Here is a 16,076-nt window from a genome sequence, read left to right as displayed (position 1 = left end):
TTAATTTTTAGCGATCCATTCTAACAATTTTAGGCGTAAATGTTCCTAAAACTTCAACTAAATCTGTTTGGTTTGCCATCACTTTTGTAATGTCTTTGTATGCCATTGGAGCTTCGTCAATATTACCGCCAATCAAAGTCACATCGTGTTTCTTCAATTCTTTATTAATCTGACTTTGCGTAAAACTGCTTTTACATTTAGCCCTAGAAAACAAACGTCCAGCGCCATGCGAAGCTGAGTTCAAACTCTCCAGATTTCCTTTTCCTTTCACAATAAAACCTGGTGCTGTCATCGAACCAGGAATAATCCCCAACTGACCTTCACCTGCAGGTGTCGCTCCTTTTCTATGCACAATACATTCCTGACCGTTTACCATTTCTTTCCAAGCAAAATTGTGGTGATTTTCTATAGTTACCACTACTCTTTTCCCGATCGCTTTGGCAATTCTTCTATGAATATCATCGTGACAAGCTTTTGCATACTCTCCAGCTAAATTCATAGCCAGCCAATATTCCTGACCGTCATGTGTATTCAAATCCAGCCAAGCTAAATGCTGCACATTTTTCGGCAACGGACATTGCTTAGTCGCTAAATACGTGTAATGTTTTGCAATATTAGCGCCCAATCCGCGAGAACCACTGTGGGATAAAACAGCAAAATATTCTCCTTTTTCCAATTTCCATTCATTCTCCGGATTATCAATTTTTGCAATTCCGAACTCTACGAAATGGTTTCCTCCACCTGAGCTTCCCAATTGTTTGTAAGCTTTTGGCAAAAGATTTTTTAACAACGGAATATCTTGAAATTCGCTCTTATGAAAAACTTCATGATCGACTCTTGAAGATTGCACTTCATTCATTCCGAACTTGGTATTATCTCTTAAAATTGCTTCTAATTGATGTTCTCTTCCTTTGAAATGAGAAGCTGGCAAATCAAAAATCGAAAGACTCATTCTGCATCCGATATCAACTCCAACACCGTACGGAATAACCGCATTATCAGTCGCCAACACTCCCCCAATTGGTAATCCGTAACCCGAATGCGCATCTGGCATTAAAGCTCCAGCAACCGAAATTGGCAGTTTCAATGAATCATACAATTGAAATTTAGCTTGCTGATCAATTTCGTTTTCGCCAAAAATCGAAAAAGGTGCTCTCGTTGTTTTTAACTGATGCATTCTTACTTGAACAGGCTTGATTAAACCTTCAGCAACTTTTCCCCACGTTCCGTTTCCTTCATATTTTTCAGGATTTAACAATACGTCTTTTGCTTCTGTTAGAATAGATTCCTTTTTTTCTCTTTTTCTATATCTGTTTATTTGCCCTAAAGCTATATTTATTGAATTGTTCTTTGGAAAACCTAATTTAATCAGGTCTTTTCCAGATAATTTATTTCCCATGATTTTATATCATTTCATCTACATATTGCTGATACAATAGGTGTAGACTTTTATTTTTTATTGGACTTATCTCTCTTGGGTTTTCACTTTGAAAATACCCCCAATTATAAGACAGCCCCTTTACTAATCTGTTTATTTTTCCTCTAAGATTATAATTTGAAGTATAATTTAAAATAAGCTGAATTTCACTTTCTAAATCAGAATCCAACATTCTTTTGTGCGTAATCATGTAAGGTTTTACCTGAAGTACATAGCGCCAAGGCTCGTTAAACACATAATGAATTCTATATCTCTCAAAAACTTTACTCCAACGTTCTTGCTTGCTAAAATGTACTTTTTCTCTTTCTGACAATTCCAATTTCGGGCTGTTCCATTCACTTTCAGTAAATTCTTTTAGCTTTTGAATTTGCACAGAAGAAGCATTTTTTCTCTTTTTACTTTTCCTTTTTTTAAAGGTTTTATCCGAAGAAAATTGCCAAGTATTTATCTTTTCCAACAGAGTTTTGTAAAATTCTGCTTCACTTGATCTTACAACATCATCTCTTAATTTAAAATGACGTTGCCATCCTTTTTGATAAGGCTCATCAAGCAGGATCCAAGGCAAGTTATTACGCTGTTTCCAAAGTTTTTTTTCAAGATTGTCCAGTTGGATTAATTGTCTTTCAAAATCTTCTTTTACTAATCTTTTCTTTCTTCTTTTACTTTTAAAACGAGTACATAAAGCATACTCATCTACCGTATAATTTTCCATAAAAAAATTATCGTGCATTAAATTAACAGCCAAAAAGGCTTAACCTTTTATCCTCAAGGATAAATTCTAAAAATCGATTTTCGGGAAAATTTTGAAGTGTCTAGAATAAAAAAAGCCCGAAACTTATAGTCTTCGGGCTTTTTTATATATCTAAAAATGTATTTCTAAGATTGAAATAAGCCACGAAGAATCACTTCACCAAAACCATTTGGTGTAAAGCTCTGAGATGTCGATGTAAGTACAAACACTATTTCTTCGTTTTAAAGGGTTATTATTTTTTTCGTTTGCAAATATTCAGAATTGTTTTTTGATTTTCCAAATTTATTTTAAAGAAAATTCGTGTCAAAAATAAATCACACATTTTATTCACTTTAAAAACACACATTATCTATTTGAAAATCAAAATTATAAACACAATAAATTCAACTTAAAATATTCAATAAAAAAATCCAAATTCTAATTATTTTTAGCTTTGTCTGTCAATTCGACGAAGGAAGTTACACAATCGTAATTCGATAAAGATGATGATTCACTTTGTGTAGACGCAATACAGTGCATCTCTACGATTTACATTATCTATAAACTAATGGCAATTGGTGACATTGGATGCTAAATTTCATTCCTAAACACAAAAAAAGCCCTGATTTCTCAGGGCTTATACTATTTATAGTGAATTTGTTATTCAGTAACTTTGCTTTTTACAACTAATCTGAATCCTTCTCCGTGAATGTTTAAGATTTCAACATCTTCATCTGCTTTTAGATATTTTCTCAATTTCGCGATGTAAACATCCATACTTCTTGAAGTAAAGTAGTTGTCGTCTCTCCAGATTTTAGTTAAAGCTAATTCTCTCGGCATTAAATCATTTTCGTGAAGAATCAACATTTTAAGCAATTCATTTTCTTTTGGAGATAATTTGATTGGCTCTTCATCTTGGTAAGTCAAGAATCTAAGTTTTGAATTTAAATGGAATTTACCAATATTAAATTCAAACTGCACTTGTTCAGCTTTTGTATCAGCAGATTTTCTTTGAATGATTGCTTTAATTTTCATTAAAAGAACTTCTGAATCAAAAGGTTTATTTAAATAGTCATCAGCACCAGCTTTGTAACCTTTTAACACATCTTCTTTCATAGATTTTGCTGTTAAAAAGATAATTGGCACTTCACTGTTCTTTTCTCTAATTTCTTTGGCTAAAGTATAACCATCTTTATAAGGCATCATGACATCAAGAATACATAAATCATATACATCTTTCTTGAATTTTTCGAAACCTTCCATACCGTTTTTAGCTAAAGTAACTTCAAAGTCATTTAACATTAGATAATCTTTAAGAACCGCCCCAAAATTTAGGTCATCTTCTACTAAAAGTATTCTTTTGTTAGTATTTTCCATATTTTAATTTATTAATGGTATTTTTATTATAAAGGTGCTACCCTTTCCTTTTTCGCTTTCTACATATACTTGACCATTGTGATCCTCTACTATTCTCTTTACGTAAGCAAGTCCTAACCCATGTCCTTTCACATTATGAAGATCTCCAGTATGTTCTCTGTAAAACTTCTCAAATACTCGTTTTTGAGCTATCTTACTCATTCCTAATCCATGATCTCTCACTTTTATCAAAATCATATCTTTAATGTTCTCAGTAAAGATTTCGATTTCTGGTTCATCAGGTGAATATTTAATGGCATTTTCCAAAATATTAACCAACACATTTGTAAAGTGAACTTCATTTATTAAACAGGTTGTTCTTGCTGCATTATAATGCTTTACTACAGTACCTTTTCTGTCTTCTAGAATTAAGTTTACGTGTTCTATCGCATCGTCAATTACATCTGTAACCACAGTTGGTTCTTTTGTAATATCCAACTCTCTCTTTTCTAGTTTAGAAATACGCAGTACATTTTCAACCTGAGCGTGCATTCTTTTATTCTCATCCCTAATCATTTGAAGATAACGATAAACCTTTTCTTTATCTTCAATAACTTTTGGACTTCTGATAGCATCTAATGCTAAATTTATGGTTGCAATTGGAGTTTTAAACTCATGCGTCATATTATTAATAAAATCGGTTTTGATTTCAGAAATATGTTTTTGACGCAATAATTGATTTAACGCACTTGTGTATGCAACTATTATAATTAATGTAAAAACTATCGATAAAATAGTTATACTTAACAATTCAGATAATAAAAATTTCTTTTTATGCGGGAAAGTAACCGATAATTCATACCTACTATTTCCTTCATTATCCGTATAAATAGGAATACTATAAGTTGCCTCTTTATCTAAAGAATGAAATCCATCAGATTTAATCTTTGTTGGAATTCCACTACTATATATCCCGAATTCGAACTTCGTTTTAACCTCATATTCTTCAAGTTCTTTCTTCAATAATTTATAAAGCTTGTCTTTTGTAATCCTCCCTTCGATTGGAGTTAAAGCGGCAATGTCTTTATATTGAATTTGCTGTTGAACTTTATTTAAAATATCTAAACTTCCAGATTTTTCTGTTCTAATATCCGGAATAATACTTTGCCCTAAATTATTATTATCAATACCGTTGTTGTTGTTATAAACTTCAGTTACTCTTCTTGAACTAAAATTTTTAAAACGCTCACTACTGAATTTTTTATCAAAAACCGATCCATTAATATCATAATCTTCCGATGTTAAAGTACTCGAATAGACAATTGTTTTATTTGTTTTTGGGTTTCTTTGCACATAAAGTACTTCCAGTAAATCTTCTTTTTTTGGAATTTTCCCCGTACTGTCTTTTATACGGTTGTATTTGTCGTAGAAACTGTACTCTTCTTGTTGTTCCAGTTTGTCTGCAACATTTCCAATTACTTGAGTAACGTGGTATTTAAATTGCTCTTCATTATTTTTGAACGAAGAATTGAACCAAAACACTTGCACTAGAATTATCCCTATCAAGGACAGACTCATCAGTAAAACAAGTATTCTAAAAAATAATTTATTCATCGAAACAAAATTAATATTTTAACAATATACTAAATAATACATTAACCAAATATTAACATTTAAGACTGTTTTTGTTTTATATTTAAAATTTTAAGAATTTTAACAACTTCTTCTTTAGCTTTTTTAAGATTATTGTTATTAATCACGAAATTGCTCTCAGAAATTCGTTTTTCGTCATTCCACTGCATTTTCATTCTGCTTAAAACTTGTTCCCTAGTAGTTTTATCTCTCTTTATAACACGTTCTATCCTTACTTCTTCTGGAGCTGTAACGGTTATAATTACATCACAATCTTTATAACGTCCGCTTTCAAATAAAATGGCTGCTTCGTACATAACATAATCATGATTTTCATGCTTTTTCATCCAAGACTCAAAATCACTTTTTACAGCTGGATGCACAATTGCATTTAATTTTGCTAATTGTTCTTTATCATTAAAAACGATCTGAGCTAATTTTGCTCTATCTAAAACTTCTCCATCAAAAATACTGCCACCAAAAGCAGATTTCACTTCTGCGAGAATATTTTTTGATTGCATTACTCTTTTGGCACCATCATCAGCAATATAAACAGGAACGCCCATTTCTTCAAAATAGTTCGCAATAGTTGTTTTACCACTGCCAATTCCTCCTGTAAGACCAATAACTTTTGTCATTCTTATAATTTAAAAAACATACGCGGAAAAGCTTCTTGTGGTTTTTTCTTTAACAAAATCACTTTAATATATGATTTAAGAAATCCTGTTCCATAACCAAAAAATTGTTTCCACACTGCAATTAAAGATAGATATCCAATCTTAATACTTTTATTTTGAATACTAGCTGTAAGAAAAATTATAACGAAATATACGAAATATAATTGTAATAAAATATCAATATTGAAAATTAACAATAAAAAAGCTAATAATAATCCTAGAATAAACAAGGTAGGAAAGAAAAAAGTTAGTTTATTATGTTCTGGATACCAGCTATTTAAAATTGGTCTAGCAATTCCAAATTTATTAACCTGAATAGAAAATTTTTCCCAATCAATTCTTCTTTTGTGGTACACATAAGCTTCTTTAAACAGTCTTGTTTCGAAACCTAAATTCCATAAACGAATCGATAAATCAGGATCTTCTCCTGGATGGATGTTTCCAAAACCTTTTGATGCTTCAAAAGCTTTTTTAGAAATTCCCATATTGAAACTACGCGGCTGAAATTTGTTTATCTTCTCAGAACCACCTCTAATTCCACCAGTTGTCAAAAAGGAAGTCATAGCAAAATTAATAGCTTTCTGAATATCAGAAAAGCTGTCTAGAGCTTTGTCTGGACCTCCAAAACAATCTACATAATTACTATCTAATTCTTTTCGAACTTCTGTCAAATATTGCGACGGAATAATACAATCTGAATCAAAAATGATAAAATAATCGCCTCTTGCTCTCTCCATCCCAAAATTTCTAGAATCTCCCGGTCCTGAATTCTCTTTAAAATAATATGATATATTTAATTTTCCTTGATAATTCATCACCACATCTCGACATGGAATTGAAGATCCATCTTCGACAAGAACAATTTCAAAAGCTTCATTATAATCAGATTTTGAGAGACTTTCTAAAAGCTCATCAACTTCATCCGGACGATTATACACGGGTATAATTAAAGAAAAAATCATAGCAGAATGCGCGTTATTAAAGGGTATATTTTTAATGTTGTAAAATTTTAACAAAGATATGGTATATTAACAAAAAAACCATCAACTTTTGGCTGATGGTTTTTCGTTTTACTTAGTAAAATATTGTTATTTGATACTTTCAATCTCAACAACTTCGTTTGTGTCTGCATTATAATCAACACCAGGCACTTCAAATCCGAATAGATTTAAGAAATCACTTCTATAACCAGCTAAATCACCAATTTCTGGCAATGTTTCTGTAGTTGCTTCTAACCATAATTTAGCCACTTTTTCTTGAACGTCCTCACGCATTTCCCAGTCATCAATTCTGATTCTTCCTTTTTCATCAACAGGAACTTCAGAACCATTGTATAATCTGTCTTGGAATAAACGCTGAATTTGCTCAATACATCCTTCGTGAATTCCTTCTTCTTTCATGATTTTATATAAAAGAGAAATATATAATGGAATTACTGGAATTGCAGAACTTGCTTGAGTAACTAAAGCTTTATTTACAGAAACATAAGCTTTTCCTCCAATAGATTTTAAAGAATCTTCGATAGTAAATGCAGTAGCTTCTAAGTGATCTTTTGCACGACCGATTGTTCCTTTTCTGTAAACTGCTTCAGTTAATGATGGTCCAATATAAGAATAAGCAACTGTTACAGCTCCTTCAGCTAATAAATTTTCAGCTTTCAAAGCATCAATCCACATTGCCCAGTCTTCACCTCCCATAACTGCTACAGTATTTTCAATATCTTCCTCGTTTGCAGGAGCGATAGAAACATCTGAAACTTTTCCTGTGTGAAAATCAACAGTTTTATTTGTAAATGTTTGTCCAATAGGTTTTAAAACTGAACGGTGCGTAACACCTGTATTTGGATTTGTACGTACTGGTGAAGCTAAACTATAAATTACAAGATCAACTTGTCCTAAATCAGCTTTGATTAAGTCTAGCGTTTCTCTTTTGATTTCGTTTGAGAAAGCATCCCCGTTAATACTTTTTGCATATAAACCTGCTTTATTAGCTTCTTTTTCGAATGCTGCAGAATTATACCATCCTGGAGAAGCTGTTTTTCCTTCAACTGGTGGTTTTTCAAAAAACACACCAATTGTTGATGCACCAGAACCAAAAGCACTAGTAATTCTTGAAGCCAATCCGAAACCTGTAGAAGCACCAATAACTAAAACTTTTTTAGCACCAGCGATTTCTCCTTTAGATTTTACGTATTCGATTTGATTTTTTACATTTTGCTCAGCTCCCGTTGGGTGGGCAGTCAAACAAATAAATCCTCTCATTCTAGGTTCTATAATCATCTTGCAATTATTTTTTTTGTATTATTTCAATTTCAGTTTTAATTTTTCAAAAATAGACATTTTATCCTTAACCCTTTTCATATTAGCGCTCATATTGTCAATAAAATTTGGGTTTAATGCATTTTTCTTCGCTTCTTTATAAAAGTTGTAAGCGTCGGTATATTGGTTTTCGTACTCCGCCATTCTACCTAATTCACTGTTATAAGAAGAGTTATCAGCATTTTCTAAATTTGCTTTAGTAAAATCAATATGCTTTTTTGCTTCTTCATATCTTCCAATATCAATTAGCAAATAAGTATAATTTAAATATGGCGCAGGATATTTAGGATCAAATTTCATGGCCAATTTATAGTGGTAAATTCCTTTTTCGAAATCGCTTAGCTTATTGTAATAAATCCATCCTAAATGATTGTGTGCTTTTCCAAAATCAGGATACTGAGATAGTATTTCTTCCAGCAATTCTTTGGCATCTGCTGAGTTTCCCTCAGAAATTAACGAATCTGCTTTTATAAACTGATTTTCGTAAAAACTTAGACTTTCCATTGTGGTATTTTAATTCAATAATTGTTTTGCATGATTTAAAGCCGAATCTGAAATATTTGCTCCAGATAACATTTGAGCAATTTCGATAATTCGATCTTCTTGTGATAAAAGTTTCAACTCCGACTGCGTATCGTCTCCAATTGTAGATTTAGAAACTTTGAAGTGAGAATCTCCTTTTGCTGCAATCTGCGGTAAATGCGTGATCGCAAATATCTGCATTGTTGAGCTCATTTCTTTCATAATCTCCCCCATTCTGATTGCAATTTCTCCAGAAACTCCAGTATCAATTTCGTCAAAAATCAATGTTGGCAATTTGGAATATTTAGCCAAAATTGCTTTGACAGCCAACATAATACGAGACATTTCTCCACCAGAAGCTACTTTTTTCAATAAACCAAAATCGGTTCCTTTATTGGCAGAAAACAAGAATTGCAATTCATCTTTTCCATTTTGGAAATAAGTTTCTGAAGGAAGGAGCTCCATATTAAAACGAGCATTCGGCATTCCTAATGTTTCTAAAATTGAAATTAACTGTTCTGATAATTTCGGAATTGCATTTACTCTATTTGCATGTATTTTAGATGCATAATCATCTAGTTCAGAAGCTTTTTCTTCGATAATTTTAGATAAAGAAGCTATTTCTTCGTCCATATTATCCAGCTCCAATAAAGAATTTCCTAAATCAGACTGAATTTGAAGCAAATCATCTACAGAACTTACCTGATGTTTTTTCTGCAAATTATAAATCAATTGCAATTTTTGACTTACTAACTCCAATTGTACTGGATCATTCAATAATTTTTCTGAACAGTTTACTAATTCCTTAGAAATATCATCAAATTCAATAGTTAAACTTGTTATTCTTTCAAACAAATTCTGATATTCTACAGAAAAAGGAGCTACTTTTTGCAATGCATTTTTAATTTCATTTAAATTATGAAAAACACCAAACTGCTCTTCATTTGCAATTGCTAAAGATCTATCTAGAGATTCTTTAATTATCTCAACGTTATTTAGCTTTTCGTAGTCAGCTTCTAATTCTTCTTGCTCACCAGATTTTAATTGAGCAGCAACCAATTCATTCAATAAAAATGTATGGTATTCTTGCTCTTTTCCAGCATCGCTTTGTTTTTTAAGCAAAGCGTTCAATTTCGATTTATCTGATTTATAAGATTTAAGCAGTTTTTGATATTCAGCAATTATTTCTACATTATTTGCAATGGCATCAATAATTTTAAACTGAACATTTTCTTCTGATAATTCCTGAGTTTGCTGTTGCGAATGAATATCGATTAAATACAAACTCAAATCTTGCAATTCTTGAAGATTTACAGGACTGTCATTTATAAAAGCACGAGATTTACCTGAAGGCAAAATTTCTCTTCTAATAATGGTTTCATCTTCATAATCTAAATCATTAGCTTCAAAAAACTCTTTTAAATTGTATTTTCCAATTTCAAATTGTGCTTCAATGACACATTTTTCTTCTTTATTTTTTAACGAAGTAAGATCAGCTCTCTTTCCTAAAACAAGACCTATCGCTCCTAAAATAATAGATTTCCCTGCCCCTGTCTCACCTGTAATTATAGAAAAACCTTTAGAAAAATCTATAGCTAGCTTTTCAATAAGAGCATAATTTTTAATTGACAGCGATGTAATCATAGGGCAATTATATAAAAATAAAAATTAGAGAAGATTATAAATTTGAAAACAGATTTTAATATTTAATCTGTGACCATTTGGTAGAATTTAACGGAGATACTTTATTTAAAACATCTGTTAAATCGGTAATTGTAATACTTGGCCCGCCAGAAAAAATAGAAACAATTTCATCTGATTTTGCATCAAAGAAAACTCGGGTTATAAAAGCATTTGGCTTAACCGAATTCAATTTACCAATAAGCATTAATGAAGATTTTATTTTTTCTTTAGAAGCTTTTAAGTCAACGGTCATTCCGTCTAAACCATTATGATAAGCAAACATTACTTGACGTAAATCACTGTACGTTGGCGCAATCATATCGTTAATCAGGTAATAACGATTCTGAATTCCGTCTGCCTGACTCCAGCCTTTAAATCCGCCTTGTTGTGCTACATTGGCAATATTTTGCGCTGTTTGAAGATACTGATTTCCGGCTCCCATCTGGAAAGTATCAGCATCCATTCCTAAAATTAAATAGCAATAATAAGATATAACAGAAACCAAATTTGACTCATAAGTAGTTGGATTAAACAAAAGTGGTTCGTACTCTGTATATCTGAAATTGAAATCTTTATCGTTGTAATTTAAAACTGGAGAAGAATAAGTAGAATTAAAAATCAATCTAGAAGATTGAACTTGAATTGTTCCTGTAAATTGATCAGAACTGTTTGATGACAAAGTAATATACATCGAACAGTTAATTCTTTCATTCTGTTTAAGAGTTGCTCCAGTCCAATCGGTTTTATTTACAAATTCAGACAAAGAAGTCTGAAGCGTTTTAAAAACCTGATTATTTGGGTTCGTTAGACGTTCTGTATTAATAGTTACTGTACAGTTTAGCTGCTGAGCCTGTACAAAACCAAAACTTAAAAATACTAATAGTGTAACTATTTTATTCATAATCGTCTATATATTTAATTTTACAAACATAAGTTGTTTCCAAATTATGCTTTCGGCGTGTATTTTAAATTTATGATTTTGAAAAATGCAGAATAACTTTATTCAAAATATCAGCCGCAACAGATTCTTTTGATTTTAATTCCATTGGTTCAATTTCAAAATTTTTATCAATAAACGTTACTTTATTGGTTTCTTTTTTAAAACCGGCACCTTTATCTTGTAAGGAATTTAAAACAATCAAATCTAAGTTTTTTTTCTGAATTTTCAACTTAGCATTTTCAATTTCATTTTCAGTTTCTAATGCAAACCCAATCAAAAACTGATTCTTTTTGATCGCTCCTAAAGAAGATAAAATATCTTTTGTCTTTTCAAGTTCAATCGAAAATTCCTCTGTGTTTTTCTTAATCTTTTGATCTGCAACAAATTTTGGTCTATAATCTGCAACAGCCGCAGCCGCAATCGTAACATCAACTTCATTAAAATATAGATGACAAGCATCATACATTTCTTGAGCAGAAACCACATCAACGACTTTTATCAAACTGCTTTTAGCCTTATAATGTGTAGGGCCAGCAATTAAAAATACTTCTGCACCTAAACTTGCCGCTTCATTGGCAATATCAAATCCCATTTTTCCAGAAGAATGATTTCCTATAAAACGTACGGGATCTATTGCTTCGTATGTTGGACCTGCAGTAATCAGTATTTTTTTTCCTTTTAAAGGCAATTTACTTTCTAAATCAGCTTCTAAAAAGGCGATAATATTTTCAGGTTCAGCCATTCGCCCTTCACCAGACAAACCACTTGCCAATTCTCCACTTTCAGCAGGAATCATAACATTTCCATACTGTTTTAATGCAGCAAAGCTCGATAAAGTTGAGGGATGTTTGTACATATCCAAATCCATTGCAGGCGCAAAATAAACTGGACATTTTGCTGATAAATAGACAGCAATTAAAAGATTGTCACAGTTTCCTGTAGCCATTTTAGATAATGTATTTGCAGTAGCAGGCGCAACCAGCATTAAATCGGCCCAAAGACCTAATTCAACATGGTTGTTCCAAACTTCGCCTTCATCATCCTGATTAAAGAAACTTGAATGTACTGGATTTTTTGATAAAGTAGATAATGTAAGTGGGGTTACAAAATCCTTAGAAGCAGGTGTCATGATCACTTGGACATGTGCACCTGCTTTTATAAAAAGTCGTACTAAAGTGGCTGTTTTATACGCTGCAATTCCACCGGAAACACCCAGTAAAATCTTTTTCCCGTTTAAAACTGACATTGTACTATTATTTGTTTGAACTTCTGTGGTAAGTTTTACCGTCTAACCATTCTTGAACAGCTAAAGCGTGTGGTTTTGGTAATTTTTCGTAAAATTTAGAAACTTCAATTTGTTCTTTATTTTCAAAAACTTCTTCTAGACTATCATTATAAGTTGCAAACTCTTCTAATTTTTCAGTCAATTCTTTTTTAATCTCTGAATTAATTTGATTTGCTCTTTTAGCCATAATGGTAATTGCCTCATACACATTTCCTGTTGGCTCTTCAATAACTGTTTTATTGTAAGTTATTGTGTTTACAGGAGCATTCGTCTTTTTTAAATCCATGACTTTATTTTATTTAGTAAATTTTTGTAAATCTGTTTCAACTCTGGCATTCATTTCGTCTGCCTGTTTTTTGTATTTTGTATCGCTTTTAAACTTCATCAAATTAGCATAAGCAGCCTGTGCTACATGCAAACGTTCTTCCATTTTCTGAGGAATACTGTTTATTGCTAATTGGTATGCAGAATCATATTTATAAAACAATGCGTCTTCTTTAAAAGGAGTTCCAGGGAAATCAGCAATAAAATTATCAAAAGCTACTAATGCTGATTTATAATCTGAAATTGTGTTATAGCCTTTAGCATTTTCGTATGCTTTTTTCTCCAGTTTTCCATTCAGTTTCTGTACCGTTTCGTTTGCCTGCGCAACATACTCTGAATTTGGGTAATTATCAATAAAAGCTTGTAATTTCTCTAATGCTTTTACAGTATCTGTCTGATCTAAACTATAAACGGGAGCCAATTTTGAATAGCTATACGCACCTAAAAACGCGGCTTCCTGTACTTTTTCACTTCGTGGATAACCTGAAACAAATGCTTCAAACTGATATCCAGCTAAATAATATTGTTTTGTTTTATAATACGATTGTGAAAACATGTAAAATAGCTTTTCCGCCTGAGGTTTTCCTCGGTAAGAACTGGCCAGCTGTTCAAAAAGGCGAATTGCCTTTGAATATTTACCAGCATCATACATTTTTGTTGCCATGTCAAATTTTGCTGCAACATCTTCATTTTTCAAAGCTTTTTGATACTCACTACAAGAACAAAAAAGGGCAACAACAATTAATAGCGATACTATTTTTTTCATTTTCTTACTGTTATTATGATTTCTTAGGACAATTATGCCAAAACAAAATCACACCGAAGTTTCGGTGGCAAATTTAGTTATTAATTTAGCGACTGCAAAATAATTTTTTAGTATCTTAAAATACTAATACTTTAACAATTATTTAATGCTGTTTTTTACAAACTCATTCAGTCTTGTGGCAAGAGAATCATCTACTGAAACCAATGGAAGACGAACTGTATTATCAGCAATTCCTAAGGCTTGGAAGATTTGTTTGATTCCTGCTGGATTTCCCTGTTCAAAAATCATATCAATACTATCAGACAAAAAGTAATGCGTTTTGAATGCATCTGCAGCTTTTTTATTCAATCCTAAACGAATCATTTCTGAAAATTCTTTAGGAAAACCTTGACCAATCACAGAAATAACTCCTGCTCCACCCGCTAAAACGATTGGCAACGCAAGCATATCATCTCCAGAAATCACTAAGAAATCTTTTGGAGCATTTTTAATAATCTGCATTGCTTGAGCCATATCTCCTGCTGCTTCTTTTATTGCAACTACATTTTTAAAATCATTAGCCAAACGAACAACTGTTGCAGGCAACATATTACTTGCAGTTCTTCCTGGAACATTATATAAGATTACTGGAACTGGAGAAGCTTCAGCAATTGCTTTAAAATGCTGATAAATTCCTTCTTGAGTAGGTTTATTATAATATGGTGAAACAGATAATATCGCTTCAAAAGCAGAAAAATCTCTTGTTTTTAATTCTTCAACAATCTGCATAGTATTATTTCCTCCAACTCCTAAAACTAGAGGCAATCTTCCTTTATTTACATCGATTACAGTCTTTATAACCAATTCTTTCTCTTCTGCTGTAAGGGTTGCATTTTCTGCAGTTGTCCCCATCACAACAAGATACTCTACTCCGCCATCTATAGAAAAGTTTACAATTCGTTGTAAAGCTTCAATGTCAACTGAAAAATCTTTTTTAAATGGCGTTACAAGCGCAACACCAGTTCCTATTAATGATTGCATATTTTAATTATAATTTATTTTATATTTTTTAAATACCTAAACAATTCTGAAACGAACAGTTTATAATTTCCTAATTCTGTATTAATCATCCAACGGTTTAAACTTTGATCTGCTGCAAAAAATCCGACTTTAAATTTAGCTTTCGATTCGCTTGTTATGAGTTTCAAAATAATGTTTTCCACATCATAATAACTCAACAAAAGATCAAACTCTGAATTCATAAATTCATTCAAAAAATCTTCCGTAATTTTCCCCCTCCAATTGACATGCTTTTTACCAAAAGTTGGTCGAGAATAGGTCTCTTTTTCTTTGAATTTTTCTCTGTATGCAAGAACTTTTACGTTTTCTAAAGCAATTCCATGAAGCGTTAACTCTTTTATCAATTCTTCTGAATGTTCGAAATTGCTTTCATCTATCAATAAACCAATAGATTGAATGTTTTTAGTAAATACTTCGCTTTTTTCTTTATTTAAATTAATATTTAATGATTTTTTTACAAAAAATTCCTTTGTATAATTTAAAAACATAGTACTTTTACTAGATTACAAAATTAATTATTTAAGTTGCATTTAAAATGGTAAAACTAAAAAAGTATAACGGATTTTTAAAACTTTTTGTTATATTCTTAACACTTTTTTTTATATTTTCCTGTAGTCCGAAAAACTACAATTTAACTAAGATCGAAGGAAAGCAGATTCCTGTTACTGAAAAGACTGCTGAAACTCCTGAAATCGAAAACTTCATTAAACCTTATCGCGATCATATTAATCAAGATTTAGATAATGTTTTGGCTTATTGCCCTGAAACACTTGACAAAAGTACTGGAAAATGGCAAACAAGTATTGGAAGCTTACTGGCTGATGTTTGTTTACAAAGAGGCAATATTGTTTTTAAAACCCGCGAAAATAAAAGCATCGATTTATGCCTTTTAAATCATGGTGGTATTCGTGCCATTCTTCCTAAGGGAAATGTTACGACAAGAACAGCGTTTGAAATTATGCCTTTCGAGAATAATCTTGTTGTGATTGGTTTAAAAGGAGAACAAATTCAAGATATTGCCGCTTATATTATAAAGGAGAAAAAACCACAGCCTTTGTCTGGGATGACGTTTACGATCACAAAAGAAAATACTGCTAAAAATATTATGATTCAAGGAAAACCACTTGATCTGAGCAAGATTTATTATGTTGCTACAAATGATTATTTAGCAAATGGTGGCGACAGCATGACTTTCTTTGCAAAAGGTGTTCAAACATTTGACTTAAATTATAAGCTTAGAAATGTGCTGATTGATTATTTTAAAGAAGTAGATACTGTTCTGGCTCCAAAAGATATCAGAATTACCGAAGAATAAAAATTAAAGAAGAACACAAGCATTTTCTGCA

General features: G+C 31.6%; 16 protein-coding genes. 1 reads left to right on the top strand and 15 read right to left on the bottom strand.

What is annotated here, in order from left to right; translation table 11 throughout:
* Positions 1-7: 7 nt before the first annotated feature.
* From V6624_RS13490 to V6624_RS13420, 15 genes are all read right to left on the bottom strand, one after another.
* The gene (locus V6624_RS13490) at positions 8-1,399 is read right to left on the bottom strand and encodes an RtcB family protein (RefSeq protein ID WP_111290220.1); all 1,392 of its coding nucleotides are present in this window, start codon (positions 1,397-1,399) and stop codon (positions 8-10) included.
* 4 nt (positions 1,400-1,403) lie between these two features.
* Entirely contained in the window at positions 1,404-2,183 is a 780-nt protein-coding gene (locus tag V6624_RS13485; RefSeq protein WP_111290218.1) for a hypothetical protein, read from the bottom strand.
* A 645-nt stretch (positions 2,184-2,828) separates the two neighbouring features.
* A complete protein-coding gene (locus V6624_RS13480; RefSeq protein ID WP_111290216.1) occupies positions 2,829-3,545 on the bottom strand; it encodes a response regulator transcription factor in 717 nt (238 codons plus the stop codon).
* Positions 3,546-3,548: 3 nt separating this feature from the next.
* A complete protein-coding gene (locus V6624_RS13475) occupies positions 3,549-5,138 on the bottom strand; it encodes a sensor histidine kinase (RefSeq protein ID WP_111290214.1) in 1,590 nt (529 codons plus the stop codon).
* Between the two features lie 59 nt (positions 5,139-5,197).
* On the bottom strand, positions 5,198-5,794 hold the full coding sequence (gene coaE, locus V6624_RS13470; RefSeq protein WP_338838937.1) for a dephospho-CoA kinase: 597 nt from the start codon (positions 5,792-5,794) through the stop codon (positions 5,198-5,200).
* Between the two features lie 2 nt (positions 5,795-5,796).
* Positions 5,797-6,795 (bottom strand): glycosyltransferase, encoded by a 999-nt coding sequence (locus V6624_RS13465; RefSeq protein ID WP_338838936.1) that lies wholly within the window; start codon positions 6,793-6,795, stop codon positions 5,797-5,799.
* A gap of 126 nt (positions 6,796-6,921) precedes the next feature.
* A complete protein-coding gene (gene fabV, locus V6624_RS13460; protein ID WP_111290208.1) occupies positions 6,922-8,112 on the bottom strand; it encodes an enoyl-ACP reductase FabV in 1,191 nt (396 codons plus the stop codon).
* A 21-nt stretch (positions 8,113-8,133) separates the two neighbouring features.
* The gene (locus tag V6624_RS13455) at positions 8,134-8,655 is read right to left on the bottom strand and encodes a tetratricopeptide repeat protein (RefSeq protein ID WP_111290206.1); all 522 of its coding nucleotides are present in this window, start codon (positions 8,653-8,655) and stop codon (positions 8,134-8,136) included.
* A 9-nt stretch (positions 8,656-8,664) separates the two neighbouring features.
* Positions 8,665-10,317 carry a DNA repair protein RecN gene (gene recN / locus V6624_RS13450; RefSeq protein ID WP_338838935.1) on the bottom strand — a complete coding sequence of 551 codons (1,653 nt, stop codon included), beginning with the start codon at positions 10,315-10,317 and terminating at the stop codon, positions 8,665-8,667.
* A 55-nt stretch (positions 10,318-10,372) separates the two neighbouring features.
* Entirely contained in the window at positions 10,373-11,257 is an 885-nt protein-coding gene (locus V6624_RS13445; protein ID WP_338838934.1) for a DUF4835 family protein, read from the bottom strand.
* A gap of 70 nt (positions 11,258-11,327) precedes the next feature.
* A complete protein-coding gene (coaBC, locus tag V6624_RS13440; RefSeq protein ID WP_338838933.1) occupies positions 11,328-12,542 on the bottom strand; it encodes a bifunctional phosphopantothenoylcysteine decarboxylase/phosphopantothenate--cysteine ligase CoaBC in 1,215 nt (404 codons plus the stop codon).
* 7 nt (positions 12,543-12,549) lie between these two features.
* A complete protein-coding gene (locus tag V6624_RS13435; RefSeq protein WP_008463064.1) occupies positions 12,550-12,867 on the bottom strand; it encodes a DNA-directed RNA polymerase subunit omega in 318 nt (105 codons plus the stop codon).
* Positions 12,868-12,876: 9 nt separating this feature from the next.
* On the bottom strand, positions 12,877-13,671 hold the full coding sequence (locus V6624_RS13430; protein WP_111290198.1) for an outer membrane protein assembly factor BamD: 795 nt from the start codon (positions 13,669-13,671) through the stop codon (positions 12,877-12,879).
* Positions 13,672-13,809: 138 nt separating this feature from the next.
* Positions 13,810-14,691, bottom strand: a complete 882-nt coding sequence (gene dapA / locus V6624_RS13425; protein ID WP_111290196.1) for a 4-hydroxy-tetrahydrodipicolinate synthase — start codon at positions 14,689-14,691, stop codon at positions 13,810-13,812.
* Between the two features lie 14 nt (positions 14,692-14,705).
* Positions 14,706-15,218, bottom strand: coding sequence for a DUF6913 domain-containing protein (locus V6624_RS13420; RefSeq protein WP_338838931.1), 513 nt, complete (start codon positions 15,216-15,218; stop codon positions 14,706-14,708).
* A gap of 47 nt (positions 15,219-15,265) precedes the next feature.
* Here V6624_RS13420 and V6624_RS13415 point away from each other — a divergent pair, with 47 nt between their 5' ends.
* Positions 15,266-16,045 carry a 5'-nucleotidase gene (locus V6624_RS13415; protein ID WP_338838930.1) on the top strand — a complete coding sequence of 260 codons (780 nt, stop codon included), beginning with the start codon at positions 15,266-15,268 and terminating at the stop codon, positions 16,043-16,045.
* The last annotated feature ends 31 nt before the right edge of the window (positions 16,046-16,076 follow it).

This window comes from Flavobacterium ginsenosidimutans (genome assembly GCF_037478105.1).
GTDB lineage: Bacteria > Bacteroidota > Bacteroidia > Flavobacteriales > Flavobacteriaceae > Flavobacterium > Flavobacterium ginsenosidimutans.
This window is presented reverse-complemented; position numbering and strand designations above follow the sequence as displayed.